The sequence below is a fragment of the Oceanisphaera sediminis genome (assembly GCF_039539745.1).
GTDB classification, from domain to species: Bacteria; Pseudomonadota; Gammaproteobacteria; order Enterobacterales; family Aeromonadaceae; genus Oceanimonas; species Oceanimonas sediminis.
The window spans coordinates 101,817-127,451 of sequence record NZ_BAABDS010000015.1; the positions used below are offsets into that span (position 1 = coordinate 101,817).

22 protein-coding genes are annotated in these 25,635 nt (G+C 59.8%); 16 read left to right on the forward strand and 6 right to left on the reverse strand.

Annotation, left to right across the window (positions count from 1 at the left end; genetic code table 11):
* Positions 1 to 150: 150 nt before the first annotated feature.
* Positions 151 to 1,104 carry a transaldolase gene (gene tal / locus ABD827_RS06585; RefSeq protein WP_344963469.1) on the reverse strand — a complete coding sequence of 318 codons (954 nt, stop codon included), beginning with the start codon at positions 1,102 to 1,104 and terminating at the stop codon, positions 151 to 153.
* A gap of 414 nt (positions 1,105 to 1,518) precedes the next feature.
* Here tal and ABD827_RS06590 point away from each other — a divergent pair, with 414 nt between their 5' ends.
* Positions 1,519 to 2,943: an alanine/glycine:cation symporter family protein gene (locus tag ABD827_RS06590; protein ID WP_344963471.1), complete on the forward strand. Its 1,425-nt coding sequence runs from the start codon at positions 1,519 to 1,521 to the stop codon at positions 2,941 to 2,943.
* A gap of 72 nt (positions 2,944 to 3,015) precedes the next feature.
* Here ABD827_RS06590 and ABD827_RS06595 read toward each other — a convergent pair whose 3' ends face one another.
* A complete protein-coding gene (locus tag ABD827_RS06595; RefSeq protein ID WP_344963473.1) occupies positions 3,016 to 3,567 on the reverse strand; it encodes a hydrolase in 552 nt (183 codons plus the stop codon).
* Positions 3,568 to 3,672: 105 nt separating this feature from the next.
* Positions 3,673 to 5,556 carry a methyl-accepting chemotaxis protein gene (locus ABD827_RS06600; RefSeq protein ID WP_344963475.1) on the reverse strand — a complete coding sequence of 628 codons (1,884 nt, stop codon included), beginning with the start codon at positions 5,554 to 5,556 and terminating at the stop codon, positions 3,673 to 3,675.
* Between the two features lie 254 nt (positions 5,557 to 5,810).
* Here ABD827_RS06600 and ABD827_RS06605 point away from each other — a divergent pair, with 254 nt between their 5' ends.
* Positions 5,811 to 6,446 carry a YceH family protein gene (locus ABD827_RS06605; RefSeq protein WP_344963477.1) on the forward strand — a complete coding sequence of 212 codons (636 nt, stop codon included), beginning with the start codon at positions 5,811 to 5,813 and terminating at the stop codon, positions 6,444 to 6,446.
* Positions 6,447 to 6,929: 483 nt separating this feature from the next.
* Here ABD827_RS06605 and ABD827_RS06610 read toward each other — a convergent pair whose 3' ends face one another.
* The 3 genes from ABD827_RS06610 to nirK are packed head-to-tail and all read right to left on the reverse strand — an operon-like array spanning position 6,930 to position 9,665.
* Positions 6,930 to 7,466, reverse strand: a complete 537-nt coding sequence (locus tag ABD827_RS06610) for an SCO family protein (RefSeq protein ID WP_344963479.1) — start codon at positions 7,464 to 7,466, stop codon at positions 6,930 to 6,932.
* A complete protein-coding gene (locus ABD827_RS06615; RefSeq protein ID WP_344963481.1) occupies positions 7,426 to 8,244 on the reverse strand; it encodes a formylglycine-generating enzyme family protein in 819 nt (272 codons plus the stop codon). Before ABD827_RS06615 ends, ABD827_RS06610 begins: the two co-directional genes overlap by 41 nt.
* Positions 8,244 to 9,665, reverse strand: coding sequence for a copper-containing nitrite reductase (gene nirK / locus ABD827_RS06620; RefSeq protein ID WP_344963483.1), 1,422 nt, complete (start codon positions 9,663 to 9,665; stop codon positions 8,244 to 8,246). The genes ABD827_RS06615 and nirK overlap by 1 nt, the downstream gene beginning before the upstream one ends.
* Before the next feature lie 373 nt (positions 9,666 to 10,038).
* Between nirK and ABD827_RS06625 the strand changes: the two genes are divergently transcribed.
* The 14 genes from ABD827_RS06625 to ABD827_RS06690 all read left to right on the forward strand — a co-directional run bounded on the left by ABD827_RS06625 (position 10,039) and on the right by ABD827_RS06690 (position 25,451).
* On the forward strand, positions 10,039 to 11,049 hold the full coding sequence (locus ABD827_RS06625) for a TRAP transporter substrate-binding protein (protein WP_344963485.1): 1,011 nt from the start codon (positions 10,039 to 10,041) through the stop codon (positions 11,047 to 11,049).
* Complete coding sequence (locus ABD827_RS06630; RefSeq protein WP_344963487.1) at positions 11,046 to 11,612, forward strand: TRAP transporter small permease; 567 nt, start codon at positions 11,046 to 11,048, stop codon at positions 11,610 to 11,612. Before ABD827_RS06625 ends, ABD827_RS06630 begins: the two co-directional genes overlap by 4 nt.
* The gene (locus ABD827_RS06635; protein WP_344963489.1) at positions 11,609 to 12,889 is read left to right on the forward strand and encodes a TRAP transporter large permease; all 1,281 of its coding nucleotides are present in this window, start codon (positions 11,609 to 11,611) and stop codon (positions 12,887 to 12,889) included. Before ABD827_RS06630 ends, ABD827_RS06635 begins: the two co-directional genes overlap by 4 nt.
* A gap of 41 nt (positions 12,890 to 12,930) precedes the next feature.
* On the forward strand, positions 12,931 to 13,662 hold the full coding sequence (locus ABD827_RS06640; RefSeq protein WP_344963491.1) for a maleate cis-trans isomerase family protein: 732 nt from the start codon (positions 12,931 to 12,933) through the stop codon (positions 13,660 to 13,662).
* A gap of 173 nt (positions 13,663 to 13,835) precedes the next feature.
* Entirely contained in the window at positions 13,836 to 14,528 is a 693-nt protein-coding gene (locus ABD827_RS06645; RefSeq protein WP_344963493.1) for a GntR family transcriptional regulator, read from the forward strand.
* 1,003 nt (positions 14,529 to 15,531) lie between these two features.
* Entirely contained in the window at positions 15,532 to 16,953 is a 1,422-nt protein-coding gene (hydA, locus tag ABD827_RS06650) for a dihydropyrimidinase (RefSeq protein WP_344963495.1), read from the forward strand.
* A 4-nt stretch (positions 16,954 to 16,957) separates the two neighbouring features.
* A complete protein-coding gene (locus tag ABD827_RS06655; protein ID WP_344963497.1) occupies positions 16,958 to 17,647 on the forward strand; it encodes an aspartate/glutamate racemase family protein in 690 nt (229 codons plus the stop codon).
* A 102-nt stretch (positions 17,648 to 17,749) separates the two neighbouring features.
* Positions 17,750 to 18,922: a pyridoxal-phosphate-dependent aminotransferase family protein gene (locus tag ABD827_RS06660; protein ID WP_344963499.1), complete on the forward strand. Its 1,173-nt coding sequence runs from the start codon at positions 17,750 to 17,752 to the stop codon at positions 18,920 to 18,922.
* An 84-nt stretch (positions 18,923 to 19,006) separates the two neighbouring features.
* Positions 19,007 to 20,044, forward strand: a complete 1,038-nt coding sequence (locus ABD827_RS06665) for a TRAP transporter substrate-binding protein (protein WP_344963501.1) — start codon at positions 19,007 to 19,009, stop codon at positions 20,042 to 20,044.
* A gap of 60 nt (positions 20,045 to 20,104) precedes the next feature.
* Positions 20,105 to 20,737, forward strand: a complete 633-nt coding sequence (locus ABD827_RS06670) for a TRAP transporter small permease subunit (protein ID WP_344963503.1) — start codon at positions 20,105 to 20,107, stop codon at positions 20,735 to 20,737.
* A complete protein-coding gene (locus ABD827_RS06675) occupies positions 20,734 to 22,026 on the forward strand; it encodes a TRAP transporter large permease (RefSeq protein WP_344963505.1) in 1,293 nt (430 codons plus the stop codon). Before ABD827_RS06670 ends, ABD827_RS06675 begins: the two co-directional genes overlap by 4 nt.
* Positions 22,002 to 23,453: an amidase gene (locus tag ABD827_RS06680; RefSeq protein ID WP_344963507.1), complete on the forward strand. Its 1,452-nt coding sequence runs from the start codon at positions 22,002 to 22,004 to the stop codon at positions 23,451 to 23,453. The genes ABD827_RS06675 and ABD827_RS06680 overlap by 25 nt, the downstream gene beginning before the upstream one ends.
* A 262-nt stretch (positions 23,454 to 23,715) precedes the next feature.
* Positions 23,716 to 24,495, forward strand: a complete 780-nt coding sequence (locus ABD827_RS06685) for a 2-keto-4-pentenoate hydratase (protein WP_344963509.1) — start codon at positions 23,716 to 23,718, stop codon at positions 24,493 to 24,495.
* A 29-nt stretch (positions 24,496 to 24,524) separates the two neighbouring features.
* Positions 24,525 to 25,451 (forward strand): bile acid:sodium symporter, encoded by a 927-nt coding sequence (locus ABD827_RS06690; protein WP_344963511.1) that lies wholly within the window; start codon positions 24,525 to 24,527, stop codon positions 25,449 to 25,451.
* Positions 25,452 to 25,635 lie beyond the last annotated feature (184 nt).

A 25,635-nucleotide genomic window follows, 5' to 3' on the forward strand; every position in this document is an offset into this window, starting at 1 on the left:
TGCAGTTATAAAATAGAATCCTGTTGTTACACTGCGATTACAAAAAAGAGACCGGCGTCAATTAACGCCGGTCTCTTGCTGTTCAGCTCATGGTTGTCGGTGCGAACTACGCAGCCGAGCCCTGTTTTAATGCATGTTTTAGCTCATGCCTTACAGCATGGCCTTGAGCATGGTTTCGAGTTTGCCCTGGTCGATGGCGAAGTTGCGGATGCCTTCGGCCAGCTTTTCGGTGGCCATGGCGTCCTGGTTTTGTTCCCAACGGAACTGGGCTTCGGTCATGGGGGCGGGGCGGGGCTGAGTGGCGCCCTTGTCCTGCAGCTTGGCAACCACTTCGCCTTCTGCCTGGCTCAGTTCTTCCAGCAGGTTGGGGCCTATGGTCAGGCGGTCACAGCCGGCCAGTTCCAGGATTTCGTCGATGTTGCGGAAGCTGGCGCCCATCACCACGGTGCTGTAGCCGTGCGCCTTGTAATAGTCATAGATCTGGGTCACCGACAGCACGCCCGGATCCTGCTCGGCGGTGTATTCTTTCTGATCGGTGTTCTGCTTGTACCAGTCGAGGATGCGGCCCACGAACGGCGAGATCAGATAGGCGCCGGCTTCGGCACAGGCGCGGGCCTGGGCAAAGCTGAACAGCAGGGTCAGGTTGCAGTTGATGCCTTCCTGCTCCAGCACTTCGGCGGCACGAATGCCTTCCCAGGTGGACGCCAGCTTGATCAGGATGCGCTCGCGACCCACACCGGCCTGTTGGTACAGCTCAATCAGATGGCGGGCTTTCTGAATGCTGGCCTCGGTATCAAACGACAGCCGGGCATCCACTTCGGTAGACATGCGGCCGGGGATCAGCTTGAGAATCTCGCAACCGATGTTTACCGCCAGCTTGTCGGAGGCATCAAGCAGCTGTTGTTCGGCATCCCGGCTTTGGGACTTGGCCCAGGCGACGGCTTCGGTCAGCAGCGGCTGATATTCCTGGATCTGGGCGGCCTTCAGGATCAGTGAAGGGTTGGTGGTAGCATCCTGGGGCTGGTACTTGCGGATGGCTTCGATGTCGCCGGTGTCGGCAACCACGGTAGTCAAGGCTCTCAGTTGGGTCAGTTTATCGGCCATGGGAAAGGATCCTTTGTCTGGTCGGCTTGTAAAAAGAGTGCCACAGTATCCCTTATTCGGGGCACCAAAATAAAGCAGGGGATCAAGCCGGCAGAACGTATGCCTGATTCTTCAAGTCGGCAACCGCGATCGGCACCAAGGACGGGATTTGTATGAATCTTGTTTTTGTGTTCATTTTTATAGTGGGTTTATGTTTCAATAAACAACTTAATGTTGGTTTTTTGTTTTATTAACTTCGTTTTATTGTGTATTTATTGCTGTTTTGATCGCTTTTTTGCCCTTGGTAATGTTTTGGTGTGACCGGGATCACATGGCTATTTTTCCTGCCTGTGCTAGATTCCGTGCGCTGCGGATCCGGGGCCCGGACTAACGGTCGGGCGGGGTTCATCATTTGAAGCAAGCAGAGACATATTAATGGACGCAATAATCGGTTTTATCAACGACCTGCTCTGGGGCACCATACTGATTTACCTGCTGTTGGGTGCGGGAATCTTCTTTACCCTGCGGCTGGGCTTTATTCAGTTTCGCCATTTCGGTCACATGTTTTCCGTGCTCAAGCACAGCCGCAAATCCGATGCGGCGGGTATTTCCTCCTTTCAGGCACTCTGTACCAGTCTGGCGGCCCGAGTCGGCACCGGTAACCTGGCCGGGGTAGCCGTTGCCCTGTATCTGGGCGGTCCGGGGGCGATTTTCTGGATGTGGCTGATTGCCCTGATCGGCATGTCCACCGCCTTTGCGGAAAGTGCCCTGGCCCAGTTGTACAAGGTCAAGGATGAAGACGGCAACTATCGCGGCGGCCCTGCCTATTACATGGAAAAAGGCCTGGGGATGCGCTGGATGGGCGTGCTGTTCGCCATCTTCCTGATCATCGCCTTCGGTCTGGTATTCAATGCGGTACAGGCCAACTCCATCAGTGCCGCCATGAACGTGGCGTTCGGTATTCCCGACTGGGCTACCGGGGTCGCGCTGGTCTTGATGGCCGGGGTGATCATCTTCGGGGGGCTGCGCTCCATCGCCCGTTTTGCCGAGCTGGTCGTGCCGGTCATGGCACTGGCGTATCTGCTGATTGCGCTGGTGGTGGTGGCGATGAACATCACAGAGCTGCCGGGCGTGTTCAGCCTTATCGTCAAGTCGGCCTTCGGTCTGGATCAGGCCGGTGGCGGCGCCATCGGTTATGCCATTTCCCAGGCGATGATGAACGGCATCAAGCGCGGTCTGTTCTCGAACGAAGCCGGTATGGGCTCGGCGCCCAACGCCGCGGCCTCGGCCACGCCGTATCCGCCGCACCCGGCGTCTCAGGGGTATGTGCAGATGCTGGGGGTCTTTACCGATACCATCGTTATCTGTACCTGTACCGCCTCCATCATACTGCTGTCCGGCCAATTCGAGCCCGGCTCCGGCATTACCGGTATCGAGCTGACCCAGCGAGCGCTGTCCCACGAGGTGGGTGACTGGGGTAATACTTTTATCGCCATCGCGATTCTGTTCTTTGCCTTCACCAGCATCGTGGCCAACTACGCCTATGCGGAAAACAACCTGATCTTTCTGGAGCACAACCACAAGGGCGGCCTGCTGATTTTCCGCCTGTTCGTGCTGGGCATGGTGATGTTCGGTGCCATGGGCGAACTGCCGACCATCTGGGCCATGGCCGATGCGTCCATGGGCCTGATGGCACTGACCAACCTGGCGGCGATTCTGTTGCTGTCGGGGGTGGTGGTGAAGCTGGCGCGGGATTATAACGACCAGCGCAAGCTGGGCAAGGTGCCCTCCTTCGATGCCAGCAAGTATCCCGAGCTGCATCGCCAGCTTGAAGAAGGGATCTGGGACAAAAAAGCGTAAAGCGTTAGGAGTGAGGGGTGAGGAGGAAAGTGTATGACTCCTCACGCCTTACGTCTCACCCCTCACAATCAGTTAAGGCTGCTCGCCGCGCAAAAACTGTTTACTGACTGTTTTGAACGCCTCGGTGCCGGCCTGGTGCATCAGCTCGAAAATCACCATTTCCCGGCTGACTATCTGGGCGCCCGCATCGCGCATGCGCTCCAGCCCCAGCTGGCGGTTTTCTTCGCTACGGCTGCCCACGGCGTCGGCCACCACAAACACCTCTTTGCCTTCCTTCAGCAGTTCCAGCACCGTTTGCAGCACGCAAACGTGGGTTTCCATGCCGCACACAATCACCTGCTGATACTGTTGCCAGTGCGCGGGCCGACAGTTGGCGGCCACCACAGAAAAGTGCATTTTCTCCACCACTTCGGGCTGCTCCACCAGTGCGGTGAGGGCGGGCAGGGTGTGGCCCAGACCGCGCGGATACTGCTCGGTAAACAGTATCGGGGTATCCAGGGTATGACAGGCCGAGATCAGCCATTCAATACGGGCGCCGAGGCGTTCGCTTTCATCAATGGCCGGCAGCAGTTTTTCCTGAACATCCACCACCATCAGCGCCGCTTTACCAGACTCCATTAACATTTCATGCTCCTCGATGATTAGGCTTGCGCCCAGTATGCCGTTTTTGCCGGGGAAAGAGAAAGGCGCCCGCAGGCGCCTTTATAACCAACGGATGATGGAGCGGGATCAGACCTTGAACTCGCCCAGCAGGTTATTCTGCTTTTGCATCTGTTCAAGCATGCCCTGGCAGTGTTTTACCTGCGCCACGGCACCGGTGGCCACGTGCTGGCTGATGTCGCGGATGTTGGTGGTGTTCTGGTTGATCTCTTCGCTGGTGGCGCTTTGTTCTTCTGCCGCGGTGGCAATTTGCAGATTCATGTCGTTGATGCGGCCGATGGCGTCACGAATGCGGGCCAATACCTCGTTGGCTTCGGCGGCATCCACCGAGGTCTGTGCTGCCAGCGTCTGGCTCTGCTTCATCTTGTTTTCCGCCAGCCGCACCCCGTTCTGCAGTTGCTCTATCATGTTGCCGATTTCCTGGGTGGACTGCTGGGTGCGTGACGCGAGCGAGCGCACTTCATCCGCCACCACCGCAAAGCCGCGGCCCGATTCGCCGGCCCGGGCTGCTTCAATGGCGGCATTCAGTGCCAGCAGATTGGTTTGCTCGGCAATGCCGGAGATCACCGACAGAATGGACTCGATATTACGGCTCAATTGAGCCAGCTCGTTCACCGAGGCCATGGTGTCTTCCATGTCGGCGGCCAGTCGCTCTACCGCCTGGGTGGAGCGGGATACCACCAGGGCGCCCTGCTCGGTTTCCTGATTGGCGGCATTGGCGGCCTCGGCCGCGTGCTGAGCATGCTGCGCCACTTCGGTGGCGGTGGCGGCCATTTCATGCATGGCGGTGGCCAATTGATCCAGCTCCTGCAGTTGCACCTGCAACTGGTTTTCGGCCTGTTCCGACTGGCCCGAGGTGTCGTTGATACTGGCTTTCAGCTTGTGCGAGCTGTCCATCACCTCACCGATCAGCTTCTGCAAGTGAGCCAGAAAACCGTTGAATTCACCGGCCACCAGACCAAAGTCATCACGATGCAGAATGGGAAGACGCTTGGTCAGATCGCCCTGGCCGCCGTTGATGTCTTTCAGCGACTGGTGCAGGCCATTGAGCGGCTTGAGCAGCTTGGTCATCAGCAGGATCAGCAGCACCAGGCTTATCAGCACGCCCAGTACCGAAATCAGCAGTGCCTGCCATTGCAGGCTGTCGGCCTTGGCCATCACCGTGGCTTCATCCAGCACCACACCTATGTACCAATCGGCACCCTGCAAGTGGGTCAGCGGGGTAAAGGACACCCAGTGCGGCTCGCCGTTCAGTGAATAGTTGCTGATTGAAGGGGTAAAGGCCGGGCGCTGTCCTTCAAACAATGTTTCGAGTGACTGACCGTTCAGCTCGGCATCGGGATGAGAAATGATGTGGCCGTTGTCGGCCACCAGAAAGGCATAGCCGGCACCGTTGAAGTCGATGACATTAATGGCGTCGGCCACCGATTGCAGGCTGAGATCGCCGCCAAAGGCGCCGCGGGGCCGGCCGTTGGCGCTGATTTTGGACACCGCCGAGATCAGAATCTCGCCGGTGGCGGCATCGGCATAGGGTTCGGTCAGCACGGCCCGTTCGGCCTGCATGGCCACCGAATACCAGGGGCGCTGGCGCGCATCCCAACCGGTAGGATTCCAGCCGGGGTCGTTGGTGATACGGCGGCCGTTCTCGCTTTCCAGACCACCGAATATCAGCAGAAATTCATCCTGCAACAGCGGGGTGTTGAATACCTGTTGTACCTGCTCGGGGCTGAACTGGCCGTCGATATTCTGGGCCATCATGTCGATGAGCTTGAGTTTGGTGTTGAGCCAGTTTTCTACCTGGCTGGCGAGGGTGGAGCTGGTTTCATTGATGGAAGCGGCGGTCTGGCTACGCAGGGCGTCACGCACCTGCGAAAGCTGCATCCATGACAGTATGCTGACGGTCAGCAGCAGCACGGCGGCGGCGGCAAAGCCGACCTTGTGGGCGATTTTCATACAACTAGGTCCCTTAGTGATGATCTTGTCTGAAACGGCGTCTACTTTAGTCTTATCGCCTGGGGCAACGTACTGAGTAGCCTGATTTTTTTTCAGAATCTGCGCTGGTGCACAGTTTTCCGGTTTTTCTGGCCGGGCTAATCGGTCTTGCCACCAGCACTGGTATCGCAACTCATCGTGGCCCGTGCCTCGGTAGTCGTTGGTGTTTCGGGGTTTGTCCGGTAGTCTGGAAAGCAAAACAAAGGAGTCTGTACATGGAACAGCTTTCGCTTCTGGAACAACGGGTTATCGGCTGTCTGATCGAAAAACAGGTATCCACGCCCGAAGTGTATCCTCTGACCCTGAATTCACTGGTCAACGCCTGCAACCAGAAAAGCAACCGCGATCCGGTGCTGAGCCTCAACGAAGAAGAGGTACAGTCGGTACTCAATACCCTGATTGCCCGGCGGCTGGTCAACAATACCGCCGGCTTCAATGCCCGCGCCGCCAAATATCAACACCGGTTCTGTAATACCGAGTTTGGGGATCTGCATTTCGGCCCCGGCGAGCTGGCCATCGTCTGCGAACTGCTGCTGCGCGGGCCCCAGACGCCGGGCGAGTTGCGCAGTCGTACCCCGCGCCTGCATCAGTTCAAGGATGTGTCGCAGGTAGATGACTGCCTGCAAAGCCTGATCGAGAAGGGACCCTTCGTGATCAAGCTGCCACGCCAGCCCGGCAGGCGGGATTCGCGCTACGGTCATTTGTTTGGCGATACCGACTATTCACTGGAAGCCGCCGTACCGGCCGGTGCCGGTTCACATCAGCCGAAGGCAGAGCTGCAGGCGCGGATCACCGAGCTGGAAGCGGAAGTGGCCCGGTTACAGGCTCGCATTGCCGAGCTGGAAGGCTAAAAGAAAGCTTGTGGCCTGCCTCTTGGTCACAAGTCTGTCAGTCCATAAAATATGCACAGAGGCAACTGGGTAGCCTCTTCCGACACGCTAAACCGCATCCCTGCGACGCTCAGCACATGACGTCCGACCGCCAAGGATGGCGGGAGTGTCAGCATTGCAGGAGCCTTTGTTGACCTGTCATGTGATGGTCGACAGAGTCTATCCCAGCCGCCTCTTTGGAGGCTCGGAGTCGTCGGTGAGCACCACTGACAAACCCCTCCGTGTTGAGCATCGGGTTGGCTGTCAGTATTCGACAGATTGCACCTCAGCTTCACGAAGCAGCAGCGGGGATTGCCGAAGCCGACCGCCAAATGTCAGGGATGACATTTGGCGAGCGTCCCATGGATGGGCTTGAAGCGTGTCGGCGGAGTGCAACCGCGCTGCTGCTTCGCATGGCGGTCATTCTCAACGATTTGTGACTAAGAGACAGGCCTACCGCTTTGTTTAAAGCCCCAGTTTATCGATAAGCGCTTCGGGTCCGCCGGGCAGGCCGGTTTGCTGAAACTGCACTCGGCCCTGTTCGTCCAGCACGGTAATGGCGTTGGAATGGGCAACTTCACCGTCGGCCAGCCCCATGTAGCGAATGTTCAGCGCCATGGCCAGGGTGCGTACCTGCTCATCGTTGCCGCTGAGCAGGGTCCAGTGCTCATCCAGCTTTCTCTTTTTGGCGAAGTGGCGCATGATTTTGGGCGTGTCCTTCGCCGGGGTCAGCGACACCAGCACAAAGCCCAGCCCTTGTTGCTGTTCGGTGCCGAGGGCTGCCTGTATCGCCTTGAGATCGGACACGATCACCGGGCAGGCGGTGATGCAGTCGGTATAGATCATCGCCACTAGCTGCTTCTTGCCCGCCAGTTGTTGAATGTTCAGGCTGTTTCCCTGGCGGTTTTGCCAATCGCTGTTGAGCTGGTAAATAGAGTCGCCGGGCAGGGCGGCCTGAAGATTAAAGGCTGCCAATATCAGCAGTAGCATCGGTGCTCTCATCGGGTCTCTCCTGTGCACAACGAAACCCCAGGTTGCCCAGGGTGTAAGGCGCCTTCAGGCTGGAGCGAAAGCCGAAGCGCATGAAGGCGGCATAGTCGGACGGATCGGCGCTGCCGGTGGCGGCCGAGCCGCAGAACAGTCCCTGGTCCAGCGTGCTGTCACCGCGAGACTCGCCGGTGACCAGGCTGGAGTTGAAATCCCGGGTCCATTCCCACACCAGGCCGTGCAAGTCCTGTATGTGCCAGTAGTTGGCCGGGCTTTGCCCCACCTTCGGCAGGGTCGCGGTGGTCGGGCGGGCATACCAGGACAGAATACGCCGGGTGTAGCCCGGCTCACGGCTGCCATTGGCGGCAAGCTGTGAGGCCTGGGCGGCAAACTCCCACTCCGCCACCGTCGGCAATCGCTTGCCCCGGGCTTGACAGTAGGCGCCGGCCGCAAACCAGGACACATGGGTTACCGGCTGTTCGAGTTGCTCGGGCTGAGGGCCGTTCGGCCCCCAGTGGCTCAGGTATTGGGGTTCTACAAACAGCGCCACCGCCCGATTGCGTTGCCAGCGTGGGTGCCGGCGCACGAAGTCGGCAAACTGGCGATTGGTGACCGGGGTGGTATCCAGCCAAAATGGCGCCACCGGAGTGAGCGGGCTGTCTTTGGTGAGATACAGCGGCCGAACTACCCCGCCGGGCAGCTCGGCCATCTGTGGCACCGTTACCGGCCCGGCGGCTATCGGCAAGGCTGCCATGTGCAGGGCCGCCAGCGACAACAGCAGCAACGGATTCATCAGTGGGCGCTCCCTTCCATGATGATGGCCTTGCCTTCGTCGCGGCGTTTGGCCACCTCATCCGGCGTGACGACGCCACCCCGGTTGTCCCAGCTGTTCAGCACATAGGTCAGCACGTTGGCGGTGTCTTCATCGGTGAGGCGCATGGCCGGCATTATGCTGTCGAAGGCCTGACCGTTGACCTTGATAGGACCTTTCAGGCCGTGCAGCACCACATCGATGGCACGGGTGGTATCGGCGTTGAGAAAATCGGAACCGGCCAGCGGAGGGAAGGCGCCGGGTATGCCCTGGCCTTCGGCCTGGTGACAGGCCTGACAGTTGGCCTCATACACCCGCTTGCCGTACAGCAATTGGTCGTCCTTGTTGTTGGCCACCAGTTTGGGATGACCGTTGGGAATGCTCTGTACCGCCGAGCCTTCGGGCAGATAGACGTTTTCGGCCACCTTGCCGGAATAGACGATTTTATCTTCGGGGCCGTCTACCGCCATCATGCCGAGCGCGCCCTTGTTGAAGGCACGAAAGATGGAGTGATCCACCAGAATGAAGTTGCCGGGCACCTCCAGCTTGAATTCGGCCATGGCGGCGCCACCGGCAGGCACCAGGGTGGTCTGCACGTTTTCGTTGTACAGATTGCCGCCTTCCACACTCACCTTGTCGAAAATCTCGCCGATGACATGGAAAGACGACACCAAGTTAGGCCCGCCGTTGCCCACAAAAAGCCGCACGGTTTCGCCCACGTTGGCGGTGAGTGCCTTTTCACCATTCAGCGCACCCACGGCGCCGTTGAACACCACATAGTCCGGTTGCTCCTTGATGGCCTTGTCCATGTCAAACGACTGCAGGCCCTGTTCGCCATAGGCGCCCTTGGTATAGAAGTCGCCCTGCATCACGTAATATTCCTTGTCTACCGGCGGCAATCCTTCCTTCGGCTCCACCAGGATCAGGCCATACATGCCGTTGGCGATGTGCATGCCCACCGGTGCGGTGGCGCAGTGATACACATAGAGCCCGGGGTTGAGCGCCTTGAAGTTGAATACCGAGGTATGGCCGGGGGCGGTAAAGGACGAGGCCGCACCGCCACCGGGGCCGGTGACCGCGTGCAAGTCTATGTTGTGCGGCATCTTGGAGCCGGGATGGTTGGAGAGATGAAACTCCACTTCGTCACCTTCACGCACCCGCAGAAACTGACCCGGCACCGAGCCGCCGAAGGTCCAGAACATGTATTCCACCCCGTCGGCGATCTCCATCACCTTTTCCACGGTTTCCATCTTCACCACCAGTTTGGCGGCGTGATCCCGCTGAATGGGCGGCGGCACCATGGGCGGCGAGGTCAGCACGGCGTCTATTACCGGCAGACTGGCGGCCTGGGCCGACAGGGCGAAGGTAAAACCCAAGGCGGTAACGATATTGCTCAGTTTCATAGAATGCTCCCTGCGCGAGGCGCTGTGTATGATGACCGTAGAAACCAAAAGCTGTATTTCATATGCAAGTTTATAAGCCGGTTCATATTGAGACCTGATACAGATCAATAAAGCGGCGTTATTAGGGCAGGGAAGGTCAAAAATGAGTCGAGTCAGGGTCGCCAGGCGAAAAATGTAACATGGATCTCACTTTTTAATATTGCCAAAAATGGCGGCGCTTGAATTTATTATCAATAAAATCAGATTCTTGTGTGTTTTTATGGTCGAGGAAGGCAGGATGCAGAAGGAAGGGTTGTTAATTTTATGTATATATAATTATATATTCATAATAATATCTAGCCGTACCCACACCGACAAGCCAAGGGAGTAAGCCATGGATAGCAATATACAGCCTTTTGGAAAACGTTTTCAGAAAAGCCTGCTGGGGATCATGCTGGGCACGGCACTGGCCAGCGGACCTGTGCTCGCCGACACCCTGAGGGTCGCCGGCAACTTCGCCACCGACCATTCCAGCAGCCTGGCGATGGAAGTGTTCAAGCAGGAGGTAGAAACCGCGACCGATAACGACATCAAGGTGCATCTGTTTCCGGCCATGCAGCTGGGCGGGGCTTCCGAAAATGTCGATCAGGTGCGCTCCGGTGTGCTGAGCATGACCTGGATCGGCGTGTCCTTTCTGTCGCGCACCGTGCCTGAGCTGGAAGCCATCAGCCTGCCGTTTGTACTGAAAGACCGGGAAACCGCCTTTCGCGTGATTGACGGCGAGGTCGGGGATCTGCTCAACGACAAGCTGGCGGAAAAAGGCTTCGTCGCCCTCGGCTTCATGGAGCTGGGCGCGCGCCATATCACCAACAGCGTGCGGCCCATCGAGTCCATCGAAGACTTCGACGGCCTCAAGATCCGCCTGCAGCCGAATGAAACTCACCTGAAGAGCTTCCGTGCCCTGGGCGCCAGCCCGGTGTCCATGGGCATCAACGAGGTGTATTCGGCCCTGCAGCAGAAGGTGATCGACGGTCAGGAAAACCCCTTCAGCATCATTCGCAAGAACAACTTCGGCGAAGTGCAGCAGTATCTCACCGATACCAACCACTTCTTCGACTTTATCGTGGTGGTGGCCAACAAGAGAAAGTTCGACCGCATGTCGGACGACGAGCAGCAGGTGCTGCGCGATGCCATGACCAAGGCCGTGGCCTGGCAGCGTGAAAAAGCGGCCGAAGAAGACAGCCTGTCCCGGGACGAGCTGATTGCCGCCGGCATGAAGTTCAATGCGGTGACGCCCGAGCTGCATCAGGCCATGCAGGACAAGACCGCCGGTATCGTCGAAGAGCTGAAAGATCGCCTCGGCGCCGACCTGGTTGACGCGGTACTGGATGGAGCCAAGTCATGAAAGCCGGCCACAGTGAGCATGCCGATATGCTTGCCGGGCCGGGAGCAAGCTCATCCCTGGCAGCGTCTGTACGGCGCTGTCTGTTGGGGGTGGACAGGGCCTCCATGCTGCTGATTCAGGCGACCATGGCGGTGATGGTGCTGCTGGTATCGTCCCAGGTGTTCAGTCGTTACCTGCTGTCGGAGTCCATCGACTGGGCCGATGAAGGATCACGACTGGCCTTCGTCTGGGCCATCTTTCTGGCCATTCCCCACGGTCTCAAGCAAGGGGTGCATGTGGGCATCGATGTGTTGACCAACCGGCTGCCGGCCCAATGGCAGGAGCGACTGGCGCGTCTCATGTTGCTGATCAGTGGCGTGCTGATGGTGGTGGTCTGCTACCAGGCGGTAATGGTCTCCATCGACACCTGGGAAGAGCTGATGCCAACGCTGCCGGTCACCGCCTCGGTGTTCTATTTCCCGGTGATGCTCAGCTGCGGCCATGCCTTGCTGCATCTGCTGTTCATGGCCTGGCAGGGTACCGATACCTGGCGCGAGCCGGATAACGAGGAGGACGTCTCATGACTACATTGGCCATAGTGTTGTTTCTGGTATTGGCCTTGCTTGGCATGCCGCTGGCGTTTTCGCTCGGTCTGGCGGCATTGGGTGGCCTGGCCTACAGCGGTATCGAGCTGTCGGTATTGCCGCAGCGAATGATGCACGCGGTCAACTCCTTTCCGCTGATGGCGATTCCGCTGTTCATGCTGGCGGGCGAGTTGATGGTGGGCGGTCAGGTGATGCAGCGCACCATCGACTTCGCCAACGCCGTGGTGGGGCGGGTCAAGGGCGGTCTGGCCCATGTCACCCTGCTGTCCGGCCTGGGCCTGGCTTCGGTGACCGGTGCTGCCGTGGCGGGTGCCAGTGCGCTGGGCACCACCATGATGCCGTCGATGAAAAAGCATTACGACGTGGGCTTCGGCTCGGCGGTGGTGGCCTCGGCCTCCAACCTGGGTCCCATTATTCCACCCAGTGCGGCCATGATCGTCTACGCGCTGATGGCGGGCTCTTCGGTATCGGTCGGCGGCCTCTTCATGGCCGGTGTGGTGCCCGGAATCCTGCTGGTGGTCGGCATGATGGGCCTGGCCAGCTATATCGCGCATCGCAAGGGCTATGCACCCACCGGTGAACCCTTCAGCTGGCAGAATCTGCTGATCCAGGGCAAGCGGGCAGGGGCCATTATCCTGATGCCGGTGGTGGTGATCGGCGGTATCGTCGGGGGTGTCTTTACTGCCACCGAAGGGGCGGCCATCGCGGTGATCTATGCCTTTATCGTCGGCAAGTGGGTCACTCGCAAGCTGAGCTGGAGCGAGCTGCCGGGCTGCATGTTCCGGGCCGCGCTGACCTCGGCGGTCGTCGGTGCGCTGATCGCCTTTGCCACGCCACTGACCTTTCTGTTCACCATAGAGTTGTTGCCGCTGCGGCTGTCCGAGTTCATTCAGGGCTTTACCAGTAACCCCGAGGTGTTCCTCGCCATGGTGATGGTGATGCTGCTGATAGTGGGCATGTTTCTGGAGTCGAACGCCGCCTACATCATGTTGGTGCCGCTGTTTGCGCCCATTGCCCTGGCCTACGGCATAGACCCGCTCTACTTCGGCTTTCTGTTCGTGTTCAACCTGGTCATCGGCATGATGACACCGCCGGTCGGGGTGCTGCTGTTCGTGATGTGTGGTATCGCCAAGATCCCCATGTCCCAACTGTTGCGCTATGTCTGGCCCTTTATCGCTCTGCAATACCTGGTGTTGATGTTGTGCTGGTTTTTCCCGGAAATCGTGACGGCCCTGCCGCATGCCCTGGGTTATTGATTGTTAACTGAAAAATCGAAAATTTTTCCAAGGAGAAAAAGATGACTGATCGTACTTTGTTAGGTGTGCTGACCCCGTCTTCCAACACCAGCCTGGAGCCGGTGACTGCCGATATTCTGCACGGTGTGGACAACACCAGCGCCCACTTCGGCCGCCTCAAGGTGACCGAGATTTCGCTGACCGAGCAGGCCCTGAGCCAGTTCGACAACGAGCCTTTCCTGCAGGCGTCCCGGCTGCTGGCGGATGCCAAAGTGCAGTCCATTACCTGGAGCGGCACCTCGTCCGGCTGGCGCGGTTTTCAGGATGACGAGATTTTGTGTGACGCCATCACCCGGGAAACCGGCATTCCTGCCACCACCTCGGTGCTGGCGCTGAACGAGCTGTTCACGCTGACCGGGGTCAAGCGCTTCGGCCTCGTCACCCCCTACCTGCACGATGTGCAGAGCAAGGTGATTGCCACCTATGCCGCCGCCGGCTTCGAATGTGTGGCCGAGCGTCACCTCAATGACAAGGGCAACTTCTCCTTCTCCGAGGTGAGCGAGGAAACCCTTGAGGAAATGGTACGTGCCGTGGCCGCCGAGCAGCAATGTGATGCCATCACCATTTTCTGCACCAACCTGCGCGGTGCCCGAGTGGCAGCCAGACTGGAAAAGGAACTGGGTATTCCCATCTACGACACTGTCTCTACCGGAGTGTGGAAGGGCATGCTGCTGGCCGACGCCGACCCGAGCAAAATTAAAAACTGGGGCAGTATTTTTTCAATTAAGCCATAATTATATATTATGTAATTTAAAGCCCCGGTACACCGGGGCTTTGGTGCCTGAGCTCGTGGCGCGATCGGGATCACGCTGGCCACGGCCGAAGATGGCGCTTTTATGCAGCAGGTATTATGCTGCCCGGCTGACAAGTTGTAAGCCGCACACAAATTATAAAAAAGGCGGGCACTGTGGTTACACCTATTAATAGTTACGGTAGAAATTCCCTTCGTCGTCGTTCGCTGCACGAGGAAGTGGCCGATTGCGTACGCACCATGATCATCGAAGGCGAGCTGAAAGAAGGCCAGCGCATCAACGAGCCCGAGCTGTGTCAGCGGCTCGATATTTCCCGCACCCCCCTGCGCGAGGCGCTGAAAGTACTGCATTCCGAGGGCATGGTCACCATAGAGCCCAACCGGGGCGCCTGGGTGGCCACCATCACGGCCGAGGAAATTCGCGAGCATTTCGAAATCATCAGCACCCTGGAACGGCGAGCGGCCGAGCTGACCGCCATCAAGGCCAGCGAGAGCGACCTTACCCGGCTGAGCCAGTTGCAGGAAAAGCTGGAACACCACCATCAGGCCCAGGATCGTCACGAGTATTTCGAGATCAATCAGCATATTCACCGCCTGATCATCGAGCTGGCGAACAACGAGAGCCTGACCCAGCTGCACCATCAGCTGATGAACCGGGTCAGTCGCGGGCGCTATCTGGCCATCGGCATGCAACATCGTTGGGACGAATCCGTCGGTGAGCACAAAGCCCTGCTCGACGCCCTGCTGGCACGCGATGGCGACAGAGCCGGCCGCATTCTGGCCGAGCATGTGATGCATACCGGCGAAACCGTGGTCAAAGAGCTGGAACAGCAACAAAAGGTCGGCTGACCGCGTCTGCGGCCAGCCAGGATCCCACCAGCAATCTGTCTTCCCCCATATCCCCGAATCACGGCGGGCCACCGCCGGTTGTGAACCCTGCCAATCCGTTTTCTTCTGTTATACCAATCTGAAGAAAGATCTGATCATTACTTTAAATCTGAGAGCAGAGGCTACACAGCCGCCTCCCACGACACGGCAGCAAGCTGCCCCATAAGTAATGCTGCATAACAGGTGTGGTTCTATCATCATTCCCGCATGTCCTCTTTTGTCATTCCCGCGAAGGCGGGAATCCAGGGCCTGTGGCGCAGATTTGTCAGCCTGCGCTTCTCCTGCAAAGACACTGGACCCCCGCCTTCGCGAGGGTGACGAGAAAGAAAAGCTAGCCCCAGTATCCACATCAGTTATGAGATATTACTTACGGGCTCGGGAAATGCCATCTGACCGCCAGGGAGGGCGGGAATTCCAGAGCATTTTCCGGCTCTGGCATTTCACGGTCGGGGGAGCCGATCTCTATTGCCTCTCCTTAAGCACCGCGTTGTCTGCAGGGCGCTCCCACAGGCGACGCCGTAGCATTGGGGCGGATGAAGGGTTCTACTCCAGCGACCATCACATGACAGGACGTCATGTGCTGAGCGCCACATGGAGGTGCTTGCAGCGTGTCGGTGGAGTAGAACCCTTCGTTCGACCTTTACAGGGCAGCTAAACAGACCAGTTAGTTTTACAGATTGGCATTACCGCCACTCTGCGGTATTGCCTCTGCTGTGTTGTTTACTTCCCTCCCGAACATCCCTTCTCACTTTGTTTTCAATATAAAAACCAACTGTTAACTATAAATTCACATTTAAAGTGATACAGATCACATTTACCCCTGTTTTCGATTGAATAACCACCCTCGCAATGTTTAATTACGAATATATAATTATATATTCAATTTTACCTGCTCCGGCAGTGGACAGGAAAACGGCAAACACTGGACCCCCGCCTTCGCGAGGGTGACGAAAGAGGAAGGGATATGTCTGAATTCGATCTGGTCATCCGCAATGGTCGCATCGCGACCGCCGCCGACATCACCGACTGTGATCTGGCCATCAGAGACGGCCGCATCGTGGCCATGGGCGAGAACATAGGCCCGGGCAAGCAGGAAATCGATGCCAAGGGCTTGTGGGTGTTGCCGGGCGGGGTAGATGCGCACTGCCATCTGGATCAACCGATGCCGGAAGGGCTGCGCATGGCCGATGATTTTTATACCGGCACCCGCTCTGCCGCCTGTGGTGGCACCACCACCGTGATGCCCTTCGCGGCCCAGGAAAAAGGCCAGTCGCTGAAGGCGGCGGTAGAAGATTATCACCGCCGTGCCGAGGGCAAGGCGGTGGTCGATTATGCCTTTCACCTGATTGTTACCGACCCCACCGAAACCGTGCTCAAGGAAGAGCTGCCGGAGCTGATCCGCCAGGGCTGCACCTCCTTCAAGATTTACATGACCTACGACGATCTCAAGCTCAACGACGGCCAGATCCTCGACGTGCTGGCGCTGGCCCGGGCCGAAGGCGCCATGGCGATGATTCATGCGGAAAACGCCGACTGCATCGGCTGGCTGACCAAACGCCTGCTCGATGCCGGCCACACAGCGCCCAAGTATCATGCGGCCTCTCGCCCCATGCTGGTGGAGCGGGAAGCGACCCACAGGGCCATTGCCCTGTCGGAGCTGGTGGACGTGCCCATTCTTGTGGTGCATGTATCCGGCGCCGAGGCGGTGGAGCAAATTCGCTGGGCGCGAAGCCACGGCATCAGCATCTATGCGGAAACCTGCCCCCAGTATCTGTTTCTTACCGCCGAGGATCTGGGGCTGGACGGCTACGAAGGCGCCAAATGTGTATGCAGCCCGCCACCACGGGATCAGTCCAATCAGCAGGTGATTTGGGATGGCCTGGACGACGGTCTGTTCACCATTTTCTCTTCGGATCATGCGCCGTTTCGTTACGAAGACCCCCAGGGCAAGAAGCCGAACGGCGAAGAAGTGGACTTCCCCTATATTCCCAACGGCATTCCCGGCCTGGAAACCCGGTTGCCGCTGCTGTTCTCGGAAGGGGTCAACACCGGCCGCATCAGCCTCAACAAGTTTGTCGAGCTGACTTCCACCAACCCGGCCAAGCTCTACGGCCTGTATCCGCGCAAGGGCACCATCGCCATCGGCGCCGATGCGGATATCGCGCTGTGGGATCCCAGGCGGGAAGTCACCATTCGCAACGAAATGCTGCATCACGACGTGGATTACACCCCCTATGAAGGTCGCACCGTCACCGGCTGGCCAATCATGACCCTGAGTCGCGGCGAGCTGGTCTGGAATGACGGCGAGGTGCCGGGCCGGGCCGGGCAGGGGCGTTTTCTGCCCTGCGGCAAGCCGGACATGGCCAAGCCCAAGGTCAGAGGGTAAGCCGATGCGACTGCTTCTCGTCAACGCCAACACCAGCCAGAACATCACCGAAAAGCTGGCAATCGAAGCCCGGTTGGCGCTGCCGGCCGGCTGGCAACTGAGCACCGCCACCGGCAGCTTTGGCGCGGCGGTGATCCAGACGCGCCGCGATTGCGCCATTGCCGAGCATGCCTGTATCGAGGCGGTTGAAGCCCATCTGGCAGAGCAGGCCGATGGCTGTGACGCCGTAGTGGTCGGCGTATCGCTGGATACCGGCCTGTGGGCCCTGCGCGAGGCACTGAATGTGCCGGTGGTCGGCCTGCTGGAGGCGAGCCTGCTGACTGCCTGCATGGTCGGTGGTCGCTACGGTCTGGTGGTGATGGGGCCGAAGACGGTGCCGCTGTATCGAGAGCTGGTGGAACGACATGGTCTGGCAACCCGCCTGGCCGGTATCGAGGCCATTGCCGCCGATGCACTGGCGGTACACGCGGCGCCGGAACAGTTTGATGCCGCGTTGATCGAGGCCTGCGACCGGCTGGTCGAGGGCGGCGCCGAGTGCGTGATTCTGGTCGGCGCCGTGGTCGCCGGCCTGCATCGCCGGCTGCAGGGCCGGGTAGCGGTGCCGCTGCTCGACGGCATGGCCTGTGCCGTTACCCAGGCCTGCGGCCTGGCCAGACTCGAGCTATCGAAGGCGGGGCCGACAGTGCCCGGCTGACGTAAGCAAGGTTGAATGAAGCAAGGTTGAAGGCAGCAAGGCTGAATGTATCAAGGAAAGGGGATTTCCCCCATTACAGCAAGTCCATCAAAGGAGTGAGTCATGTCATATAAAAGTGGTCGTCATTTTCTGCAGATCCCCGGCCCGTCACCGGTGCCGGACCGCATTCTGCGCGCCATGGATTATCCGACCATCGATCATAGAGGGCCGGAGTTTGCCGAGCTGGGCAAGGAGGTGCTGGCCGGCATCAAGCGGATGTTCAAGACCGAGAGCCCGGTGGTGATCTACCCGGCCTCGGGCACCGGTGCCTGGGAGGCGGCGCTGGTCAACACCCTGAGCGCCGGCGACAAGGTGCTGATGTGCGAAACCGGCCAATTCGCCACCCTGTGGCACGAACTGGCCACCAAGCTGGGACTGGAGGTGGAATTCATTCCCGGTGACTGGCGCCACGGTGCCGATCCAGAGGCCATTGCCGCGCGTTTGCAGGCCGATACCGATCGCCAGATCAAGGCGGTGTGTGTGGTGCACAACGAAACCTCCACCGGGGTGACCAGCCGGATTGCCGAGGTACGCCAGGCCATCGACGGTACCCGGCATCCGGCGCTGTTCATGGTCGACACCATCTCCGGGCTGGCTTCCGCCGATTACCGCCACGACGAGTGGGGCGTGGACGTCACCGTGTCCGGCTCTCAGAAGGGCCTGATGCTGCCGCCGGGCATCAGCTTCAACGCCCTGAGCGACAAGGCGCTCAAGGCCGCCGAGCAGGCTACCTTGCCCAAGTCCTACTGGGACTGGCAGCCGATGCTGGCCAGCAATGCCACCGGCTATTTCCCCTATACCCCCGCCACCAACCTGCTGTACGGCCTGAAGGAAGCCATCGGCATGCTGGAAGAAGAAGGTCTGGAGCAGGTATTGGCCCGCCACCAGCGTCACGCCGAGGCCACCCGTCGTGCGGTGCGCGCCTGGGGCCTGGAAGTGCTGTGCCTCAACGAGCAGGAGCACAGCCCGGTGCTGACGACTGTGCTGCTGCCCGAGGGCCAGGACGCCGACCAGTTGCGCAAGGTGATTCTGGATCGCTTCGACATGTCGCTGGGTGCGGGTCTGGGCAAGCTCAAGGGGCGGGTGTTCCGCATCGGTCATCTGGGGGACATCAACGATTTGACCCTGCTCGGTACCCTGAGTGGTGTCGAGATGGGCCTGGCCTGTGCCGGGGTACCGCATCAGAGCGGGGGTGTACAGGCGGCCATGGCCTACCTGTCCGACACCGGCGCCTGATAACGGGCGTCGGTGGCGACCCCACCGACGCCATGCTGCGCATGATGCGCACATTATGTTTGTGTTCAAGGAAGGAGTTCCAAGATGAAAAAACTGCTGCTCTCTGCATTGGTCTGTGCCGCGGTATCGGCCAGCCCCGCCATGGCGGAAGACACCATCAAGCTGAAGGTGATCGGCCAGCCGCTGGCCACCGGGCTGATTCAGAAAAACAAGGAACAGCCGTTCTTCGAAACCCTGGCCGAGAAAACCGGCCTGCCGCTCAAGGTGAACTACAAGCCGCTGGACACTACGGGTATCAAGGACGTGGAACAGCTGCGGGTACTCAAGTCGGGCATGTTCGATCTGGTCTCGCTGCGCATGTCGCAGATCTCCCGCGACGAGCCAACCATTCTCGGTCTGGATCTGGTGGGGCTGAGCCCGGACTTCGCTCAGGGTCGCCAGGTGGCCGATGCCTACAAGGAAACGGTAGACAAGCGGCTGCAGGAGCGTTTCAACACCAAGCTGCTGGGCGTCTGGCCCTTCGGCCCGCAGGTGATGTTCTGTAACCATCCGATCGAGAGCCTGGAGGATGTCAAGGGTCTGAAGGTGCGGGTCTATGACCAGAACCTGGCCCAGTTTGTCGAATCGGTAGGTGGCATTCCGGTGCCCATCGGCTTCGGCGACGTGCATCAGAGTCTGGCGCTGGGCGTAATCGAGTGCGCCATTACCGGCCCCAGCTCGGCCAACTCCGCCGGCTGGCCCGAGGTGACCACCCATGTGCTGCCGCTGGGCTTTCAGATGGCACTCAATGGTTATGGCATCAACCTCAAGGCCTGGAACAAGCTGACGCCGGATCAGCAAGTCACGCTGCAGAGCGCCTTCGACGGCCTGATCGATGAAATCTGGACCTACTCCGAAGAGCTGTTCGAGGATGCCGGACGCTGTAATGTCGGCGGCGAGCCCTGCACCACCGGCACCAAGTTCGACCTGGTCGAAGTGCCGGTGACCGAGAAGGACCTGAGCATTGTCGCCAACACGGTGAAAGAAGTGTCTTTCCCCACCTGGGCGGAAGTCTGTAACAAGACCAACCCCGAATGTGCCAGCGACTGGAAGCGCGATGTCGGCGCCATTGCCGGCATGTAAAACCATATAAACAGCGGGGGCCAGCCCCCCGCTTTTCATGTGGTGACAAGGAGGTATCTGATGAAACGAATTGAATATATGGCCAGCATGGTGTTTGGGGGAATCTTCCTCCTGCTGTCTGTGCTGGTAGTGACCGAAACCCTGCTGCGCAAGTTTTTCAACGTGTCGTTGCAGGGGGTGGATGAGCTGGGCGGTTACGCCCTGGCGGTGGGGGCGACCCTGTCTTTTACCCTGGCACTGCTGGGCCGCGCCCATATGCGCATCGACATCTTTCACGAGAAGTTTCCCAAATCATTACAGACCCTGTTCAACTGGCTATCGGCTACCTTGATGGCGTTGTTCGGGATTTTTCTGTTCTGGGTCTGCCTGCAAATCGTGCTGGAAACCCTGGACTACGGCAGCACGGCGCAAACGCCCTGGGCCACCCCGCTCAAGTATCCTCAGGGCCTCTGGCTAGCCGGTCTCACCGTGTTTGCCTTTACCGCTGCCATCTATGGTCTGCGGGCAACCTGGTTGTTGCTCAGCGGCCGCAGCGCTCAACTCAATGAAGAGTTTCACCCCAAGGGCGTCAGTGAAGAGCTGAAAGAAGAACTGGACGATTTTAAACACCGTCAGCAGGCAAGCGGCACCGTCGAAGAGGCATCGTTATCCGCGAGCATCTCCGCGCAGCCGGTCAGGGAGGGAACCCAATGAGCTTATCCGTAGTATTTGTCGGCTTTTTCGCCATGCTGGGACTCTTGCTGCTGGGCATGCCTATCGCCGTCAGCATGGCCTTGATCGGGGTGATTGGCGGGGTCATGGTGTTCGGCATGCCGTTCGTCGACTCTATCGGCTCCGTGGTCTGGAGCGTACACAACGAGGCGATTCTGACCGCCATTCCGCTGTTTATCATGCTGGGTGAACTGCTGTTGCGCAGCGGTATCGCCGACAAGATGTATCTGGCGATGGCGGCCTGGCTGGGGCGCCTGCCCGGTGGTCTGTTGCACACCAACATCGGCTCCTGTGCGCTGTTTGCCGCCACCTCCGGCTCTTCTGTGGCCACCGCCGCCACCATCGGCACTGTAGCGTTACCTTCACTCAACGAACGTCAGTATTCCATGCGCCAGTCGCTGGGCAGCCTGGCCGCGGGCGGCACCCTGGGCATTCTTATTCCGCCCAGTGTCAACATGCTGATCTACGGCTCTTTAACCAGCAACTCCATCGGCAAGCTGTTCATGGCCGGGTTGATTCCGGGTATTCTGCTCAGCCTGTCGTTCATGGTGTATATCGGCATTTCCAACATGGGCAAGGGCGGCAAGCGCGAAGAGGTGATTACCCTGCGTGAAAAGCTGCGCATGTCCCGCTTTTTGATCCCGCCTGCGGTAGTGTTCGGCATCGTCATGGGCAGTATATATATGGGTATTGCCACCGCCACCGAATCGGCGGCCCTCGGGGTCATGACAGCGCTGTTCTTCTCCTGGCGCGCAGGCCGGTTGAACATGAAGTTCCTGCAGGACAGCTTCATCCAGACCGCCCGCATCACCGGCATGATATTGCTGATCATCACCGCCGCCTTCGTGCTCAACCTGACCATCAGCCTGACCGGGGTGGTGGACGAGCTGACCGACTGGGTGACCTCGTTCGGCCTGAGTATCACCGGCCTGCTGCTGGTACTGGTGGTGTTCTACCTGGCGCTGGGCATGTTTATGGACGTGCTGTCGATGCAGGTGCTGACCATTCCCATCACCTACCCGATTGTGACTGCCCTGGGCGTGGACCCCATCTGGTACGGCGTGTTCGTGGTACTGATGTGCGAGCTGGCGCTGATCACACCGCCGGTAGGCATGAACCTGTTCGTGGTGCAGAGCGTGCGTAAAGACGGCGGCAATATTCAGGATGTCATGTGGGGCGTACTGCCGTTCATGCTGATCATGATGTTGTTTACCCTGTCACTGATGGCCTTTCCGGAGATTGCCCTATGGCTGCCCAACATGATGAGTTGATGAAGTCCGGCTGGCGCCTCGGCGCCACCGAACTGGCGGCGGCCTTTGCCGCCGGCACCCTGACCCCGCTTGCGGTCTGGCAGGACTGTAATGCACGCATTAGTGCGCTCAATCCCGAGCTGAATGCGCTGATCGCCCTTAACCCCGAGGCCGAGGCGGCGGCCGAGGCCAGCACGCAACGCTGGCAACAAGGCCGCCCCCTGAGCCCGCTCGACGGGGTGCCGGTGACCATCAAGGACAACCTCAATGTGGCCGGGCTGGCCACCACCTGGGGCAACAAGGCGCTGGCCGACCGACCGGCCGAGCACGATGAGTTGTCGGTAGCCCGTTGCCGCCGGGCCGGCATGGTGATTCTGGGCAAGACCAATGTGCCCGAGTTCACCCTTGAAGGGTATACCGACAATCCGCTGTTCGGCGTGACCCGCAACCCCTGGAATACCGCCCTGACACCGGGCGGTTCCACCGGCGGCGGCGTGGCCTCGGTGGCCGCCGGCTTCGCACCGCTTGCCATCGGTACCGACGGCGGCGGCTCCATTCGCCGGCCTGCCTCGCACACCGGCCTGGTCGGCTTCAAGCCTTCCATCGGCGCCGTGGCCCGGGTGAACAGCCTGCCTCAGGTCATGCTCGACTTCGAAGTCATCGGCCCCATCGGCCGCTCGGTGGCCGATACCGCCACCCTGTTCAACATCATGGCCGGAGAAGACGCCCGGGATCGCAAGTCGCTGCGGGTCAGCCAGGGCTGGGTCGACTGCACCACACGGCCGGAGCGGTTGCGCATTCTGTATGTGCCGCGCTTCGGCGACAATCCGCTGGACCCGCACATTGCCGCCAGTGTCGCCGATGCCGCCGCCGTGCTGCGGGCCCAGGGGCACGAGGTGATTGAGGGCGAGTTGCCGTTCAGCCTGGACTTCGTCGATGCCTTCTGGCCGATGCTGGGCGCGGTGGCGGTGGCGGCGCTGTTCGAGCGCTACCCCGAGGCCGAGCCGGTGGCGGCGGAAAAATTCCGCACCCAGGCGGCCCGGGGCCGGGACATGGGCGCAGCGAGCTACCTCAATGCCATTGATGATATCGATGCCTTTCGTCGTCGGGTGAGTGCGGCCTTCGATCAGGTCGACGTGATCATGACGCCGTCGGCGGCGGCGCTGCCCTGGCCTGCGGAGCAGGGCTATCCCACCGAAATCGACGGCCGGGAAGTCGGCCCCCGTGGCCATGCCATCTACACCGGCTGGGTCAATGCCTGCGGCCACCCGGCCATCAATTTGCCCTCGGCACCTGCTCGAGAGGGGTTGCCCATCGGCTTTCAACTGGTGGGCAACTTTGGTGACGATGAACTGCTGTTCCGGCTGGCGGCCGAGTATGAAGCCGCAGCCCAAGCGGGCTGGCAATGGCCCGGTGAAACGGCGAATACCCCCGATACACAGAGATAAGCATTGCGGCATAACAGGCATGGTTCTGGTGTCATTCCCACGCACCCTCTCTTGTCATTCCGCGCCCCTTTCTTGTCATTCCCGCGAAGGCGGGAATCCAGGATTTGCGGCGCAGAACGGTCAGGCAGCTGGTTGTCTGCAAAGGCACTGGACCCCCGCGTTCGCGAGGGTGACGACAAAGGCAAGCCAGCCACAGAACTCACATCAGTTATGAAATATTACTTAACCGCATGGAAAGCAATCAACACATGGAGAACAATCAATGACCACAGTAAACACCGGCGTGACCGACGCCATCACCCTGCTGCACGGGGCCTATGAGGCGGCGGACCAGTTCGAGGCGCTGCCGGCGTGCTGTACGCCGCAGACGGTAGCGGAGGCCTATGCCATTCAGGACGGGCTGGCCCGCAAGCTCTGGCTTGATGAGGGGCTGCGTACCTCCAGCTGGAAGGTAGGAGCGCCCCGGCCGGGTGTTACCCCCTACAGCGCGCCCATTCCTCCCCAGCGGGTTCATGACAGCGGCGCCCGGGTCGACACTTCCGCCTTTCACATGATCGGCATCGAGGGCGAACTGGCGTTTCGTTTGGGCCGCTCTCTCGAGCCTAGAGCCGTTCTGTATTCAGAAGCAGAAATCAAAGACGCCATCGGCGAGCTGTGCGTGACCATAGAGCTGGTGGATACCCGGCTGCAGGACTGGCAGCAGGCCGGCGACCTGTGGCGGCTTGCCGACAACCAGATCAACGGCGCCCTGGTCGTGGGCAGCGGCGTGACCGACTGGCAGAACATGGATCTCGCCAAGCAGCCGGTGATACTGCGCTTCAACGGTGATGAGCAGGCCAACAAGATTGGCGGTCATCCGCTGGGCGATCCCACCCTGATCCTGACCGAAGCGGTCAATCATCTGGTGGCGCGCAACGGCGGTCTGCAGAAGGGCGATTTGATCACCGCCGGCACCTGGACCGGCATGATCTTCGTCGAGCCGGGTACCGAGGTGGAAGTGGTCTTCCCCGGTATCGGCGAAGCCCGGGTGAGCCTGGGCTAGGGAGTCGCATCATCGTCTGGTTATTCCCGTTGGGGTTGTGTCTGGCCTTCGGCGCCGCCCTGTTATTGCCGGCCCCCGGCATCTGGCTGAATCAGCTGGGGCTGCTGCCCTGGCTGGTGGCGCTGATCTTCCTGATGAACGGCCTGCAAACCTCGCTGCAGCAGTTGCGGCCGGAGCCGGGCTTTGGCCGTACCCTGTTGAGTGGCGCGTTGATCAGCCTGTTGCTGTCGCCGCTGCTGGGCTGGCTGGTGTATGCCTTCGGCGGGCTGGACGACAGCCTGCGTCTGGGCTTGCTGGTGATGTCGATGGTGCCGCCGACCCTGTCGTCCTGCGTGGTGCTGACCCGCATTACCGGGGGCAAGGCCAGCTGGTCGCTGTTCCTGACCCTGGGGCTGAACTTCCTCGGTATCGCCACCATTCCCTTCATGCTCAGCCTGCTGGTGGGGGGCGAACTGGCACTCTCGCCCTGGCCCATGCTGCTGACCCTGCTCAAAATAGTGTTGCTGCCCTTTATCGTCGGCCTGCTGTTGCGACAGTGGCGCCCGGCGCTGGGGAGCCTGTCCTGGCTGGGGCAGGTCTCCACCCTGAGCGTGATTGTTACCTCCTGGGTGACCCTGTCGGCCAGCGGGCAGGCGCTGTATCAGCTGTCGGCCAGCGCCTTGCTCGAGTTGTCGGTCTGGTCGCTGCTGCTGCATCTGGCGCTGGTGCTGTTATGTGTGTTGAGTGGTCGGCTGTTGCGGCTGGCACTGGCGGAGCGGCGGGCGCTGATGTTTACCGCGTCCCAGAAAACCATGCCGGTGGCGGTGAGCGTGCTGGTGGGGCTGGGCTCCACCAGCGGGGCGGCGGTGGTCAGCTGCATTCTGTTTCATTTTTTGCAGATGCTGTTCGACTCCCTGCTGGCGTCCCGCATCAAACGACGTCAGTCGCAGTTGAGTAGGGTGAATGAAACGGGTTAGGTAATGCCGCCTGACAGGTATGGTTCTGTCACCATTCCGCAGGCCCTCTCTTGTCATTCCGCAGGCTCTCTCTTGCCATTCCTGCGTCTTCCTTTGTCATTCCCGCGCACCCTCTCTTGTCATTCCCGCGAAGGCGCTGAGGGATCCCCAAAAAAATAGGCAGACATGGTAGATTTTCTCTTTT

Excerpts from the sequence above, each read along its gene's own strand:
- ABD827_RS06685 (WP_344963509.1), top strand. The coding sequence starts at position 23,716 with ATGACCACAGTAAACACCGGCGTGACCGACGCCATCACCCTGCTGCAC.
- ABD827_RS06660 (WP_344963499.1), top strand. The coding sequence starts at position 17,750 with ATGTCATATAAAAGTGGTCGTCATTTTCTGCAGATCCCCGGCCCGTCA.
- ABD827_RS06675 (WP_344963505.1), top strand. The coding sequence starts at position 20,734 with ATGAGCTTATCCGTAGTATTTGTCGGCTTTTTCGCCATGCTGGGACTC.
- hydA (WP_344963495.1), top strand. The coding sequence starts at position 15,532 with ATGTCTGAATTCGATCTGGTCATCCGCAATGGTCGCATCGCGACCGCC.
- nirK (WP_344963483.1), bottom strand. The coding sequence starts at position 9,665 with ATGAAACTGAGCAATATCGTTACCGCCTTGGGTTTTACCTTCGCCCTG.
- ABD827_RS06680 (WP_344963507.1), top strand. The coding sequence starts at position 22,002 with ATGGCTGCCCAACATGATGAGTTGATGAAGTCCGGCTGGCGCCTCGGC.
- ABD827_RS06670 (WP_344963503.1), top strand. The coding sequence starts at position 20,105 with ATGAAACGAATTGAATATATGGCCAGCATGGTGTTTGGGGGAATCTTC.
- ABD827_RS06635 (WP_344963489.1), top strand. The coding sequence starts at position 11,609 with ATGACTACATTGGCCATAGTGTTGTTTCTGGTATTGGCCTTGCTTGGC.
- tal (WP_344963469.1), bottom strand. The coding sequence starts at position 1,104 with ATGGCCGATAAACTGACCCAACTGAGAGCCTTGACTACCGTGGTTGCC.
- ABD827_RS06630 (WP_344963487.1), top strand. The coding sequence starts at position 11,046 with ATGAAAGCCGGCCACAGTGAGCATGCCGATATGCTTGCCGGGCCGGGA.
- ABD827_RS06600 (WP_344963475.1), bottom strand. The coding sequence starts at position 5,556 with ATGAAAATCGCCCACAAGGTCGGCTTTGCCGCCGCCGCCGTGCTGCTG.
- ABD827_RS06605 (WP_344963477.1), top strand. The coding sequence starts at position 5,811 with ATGGAACAGCTTTCGCTTCTGGAACAACGGGTTATCGGCTGTCTGATC.
- ABD827_RS06610 (WP_344963479.1), bottom strand. The coding sequence starts at position 7,466 with ATGAGAGCACCGATGCTACTGCTGATATTGGCAGCCTTTAATCTTCAG.
- ABD827_RS06595 (WP_344963473.1), bottom strand. The coding sequence starts at position 3,567 with ATGTTAATGGAGTCTGGTAAAGCGGCGCTGATGGTGGTGGATGTTCAG.
- ABD827_RS06665 (WP_344963501.1), top strand. The coding sequence starts at position 19,007 with ATGAAAAAACTGCTGCTCTCTGCATTGGTCTGTGCCGCGGTATCGGCC.
- ABD827_RS06625 (WP_344963485.1), top strand. The coding sequence starts at position 10,039 with ATGGATAGCAATATACAGCCTTTTGGAAAACGTTTTCAGAAAAGCCTG.
- ABD827_RS06655 (WP_344963497.1), top strand. The coding sequence starts at position 16,958 with ATGCGACTGCTTCTCGTCAACGCCAACACCAGCCAGAACATCACCGAA.
- ABD827_RS06640 (WP_344963491.1), top strand. The coding sequence starts at position 12,931 with ATGACTGATCGTACTTTGTTAGGTGTGCTGACCCCGTCTTCCAACACC.
- ABD827_RS06615 (WP_344963481.1), bottom strand. The coding sequence starts at position 8,244 with ATGAATCCGTTGCTGCTGTTGTCGCTGGCGGCCCTGCACATGGCAGCC.
- ABD827_RS06590 (WP_344963471.1), top strand. The coding sequence starts at position 1,519 with ATGGACGCAATAATCGGTTTTATCAACGACCTGCTCTGGGGCACCATA.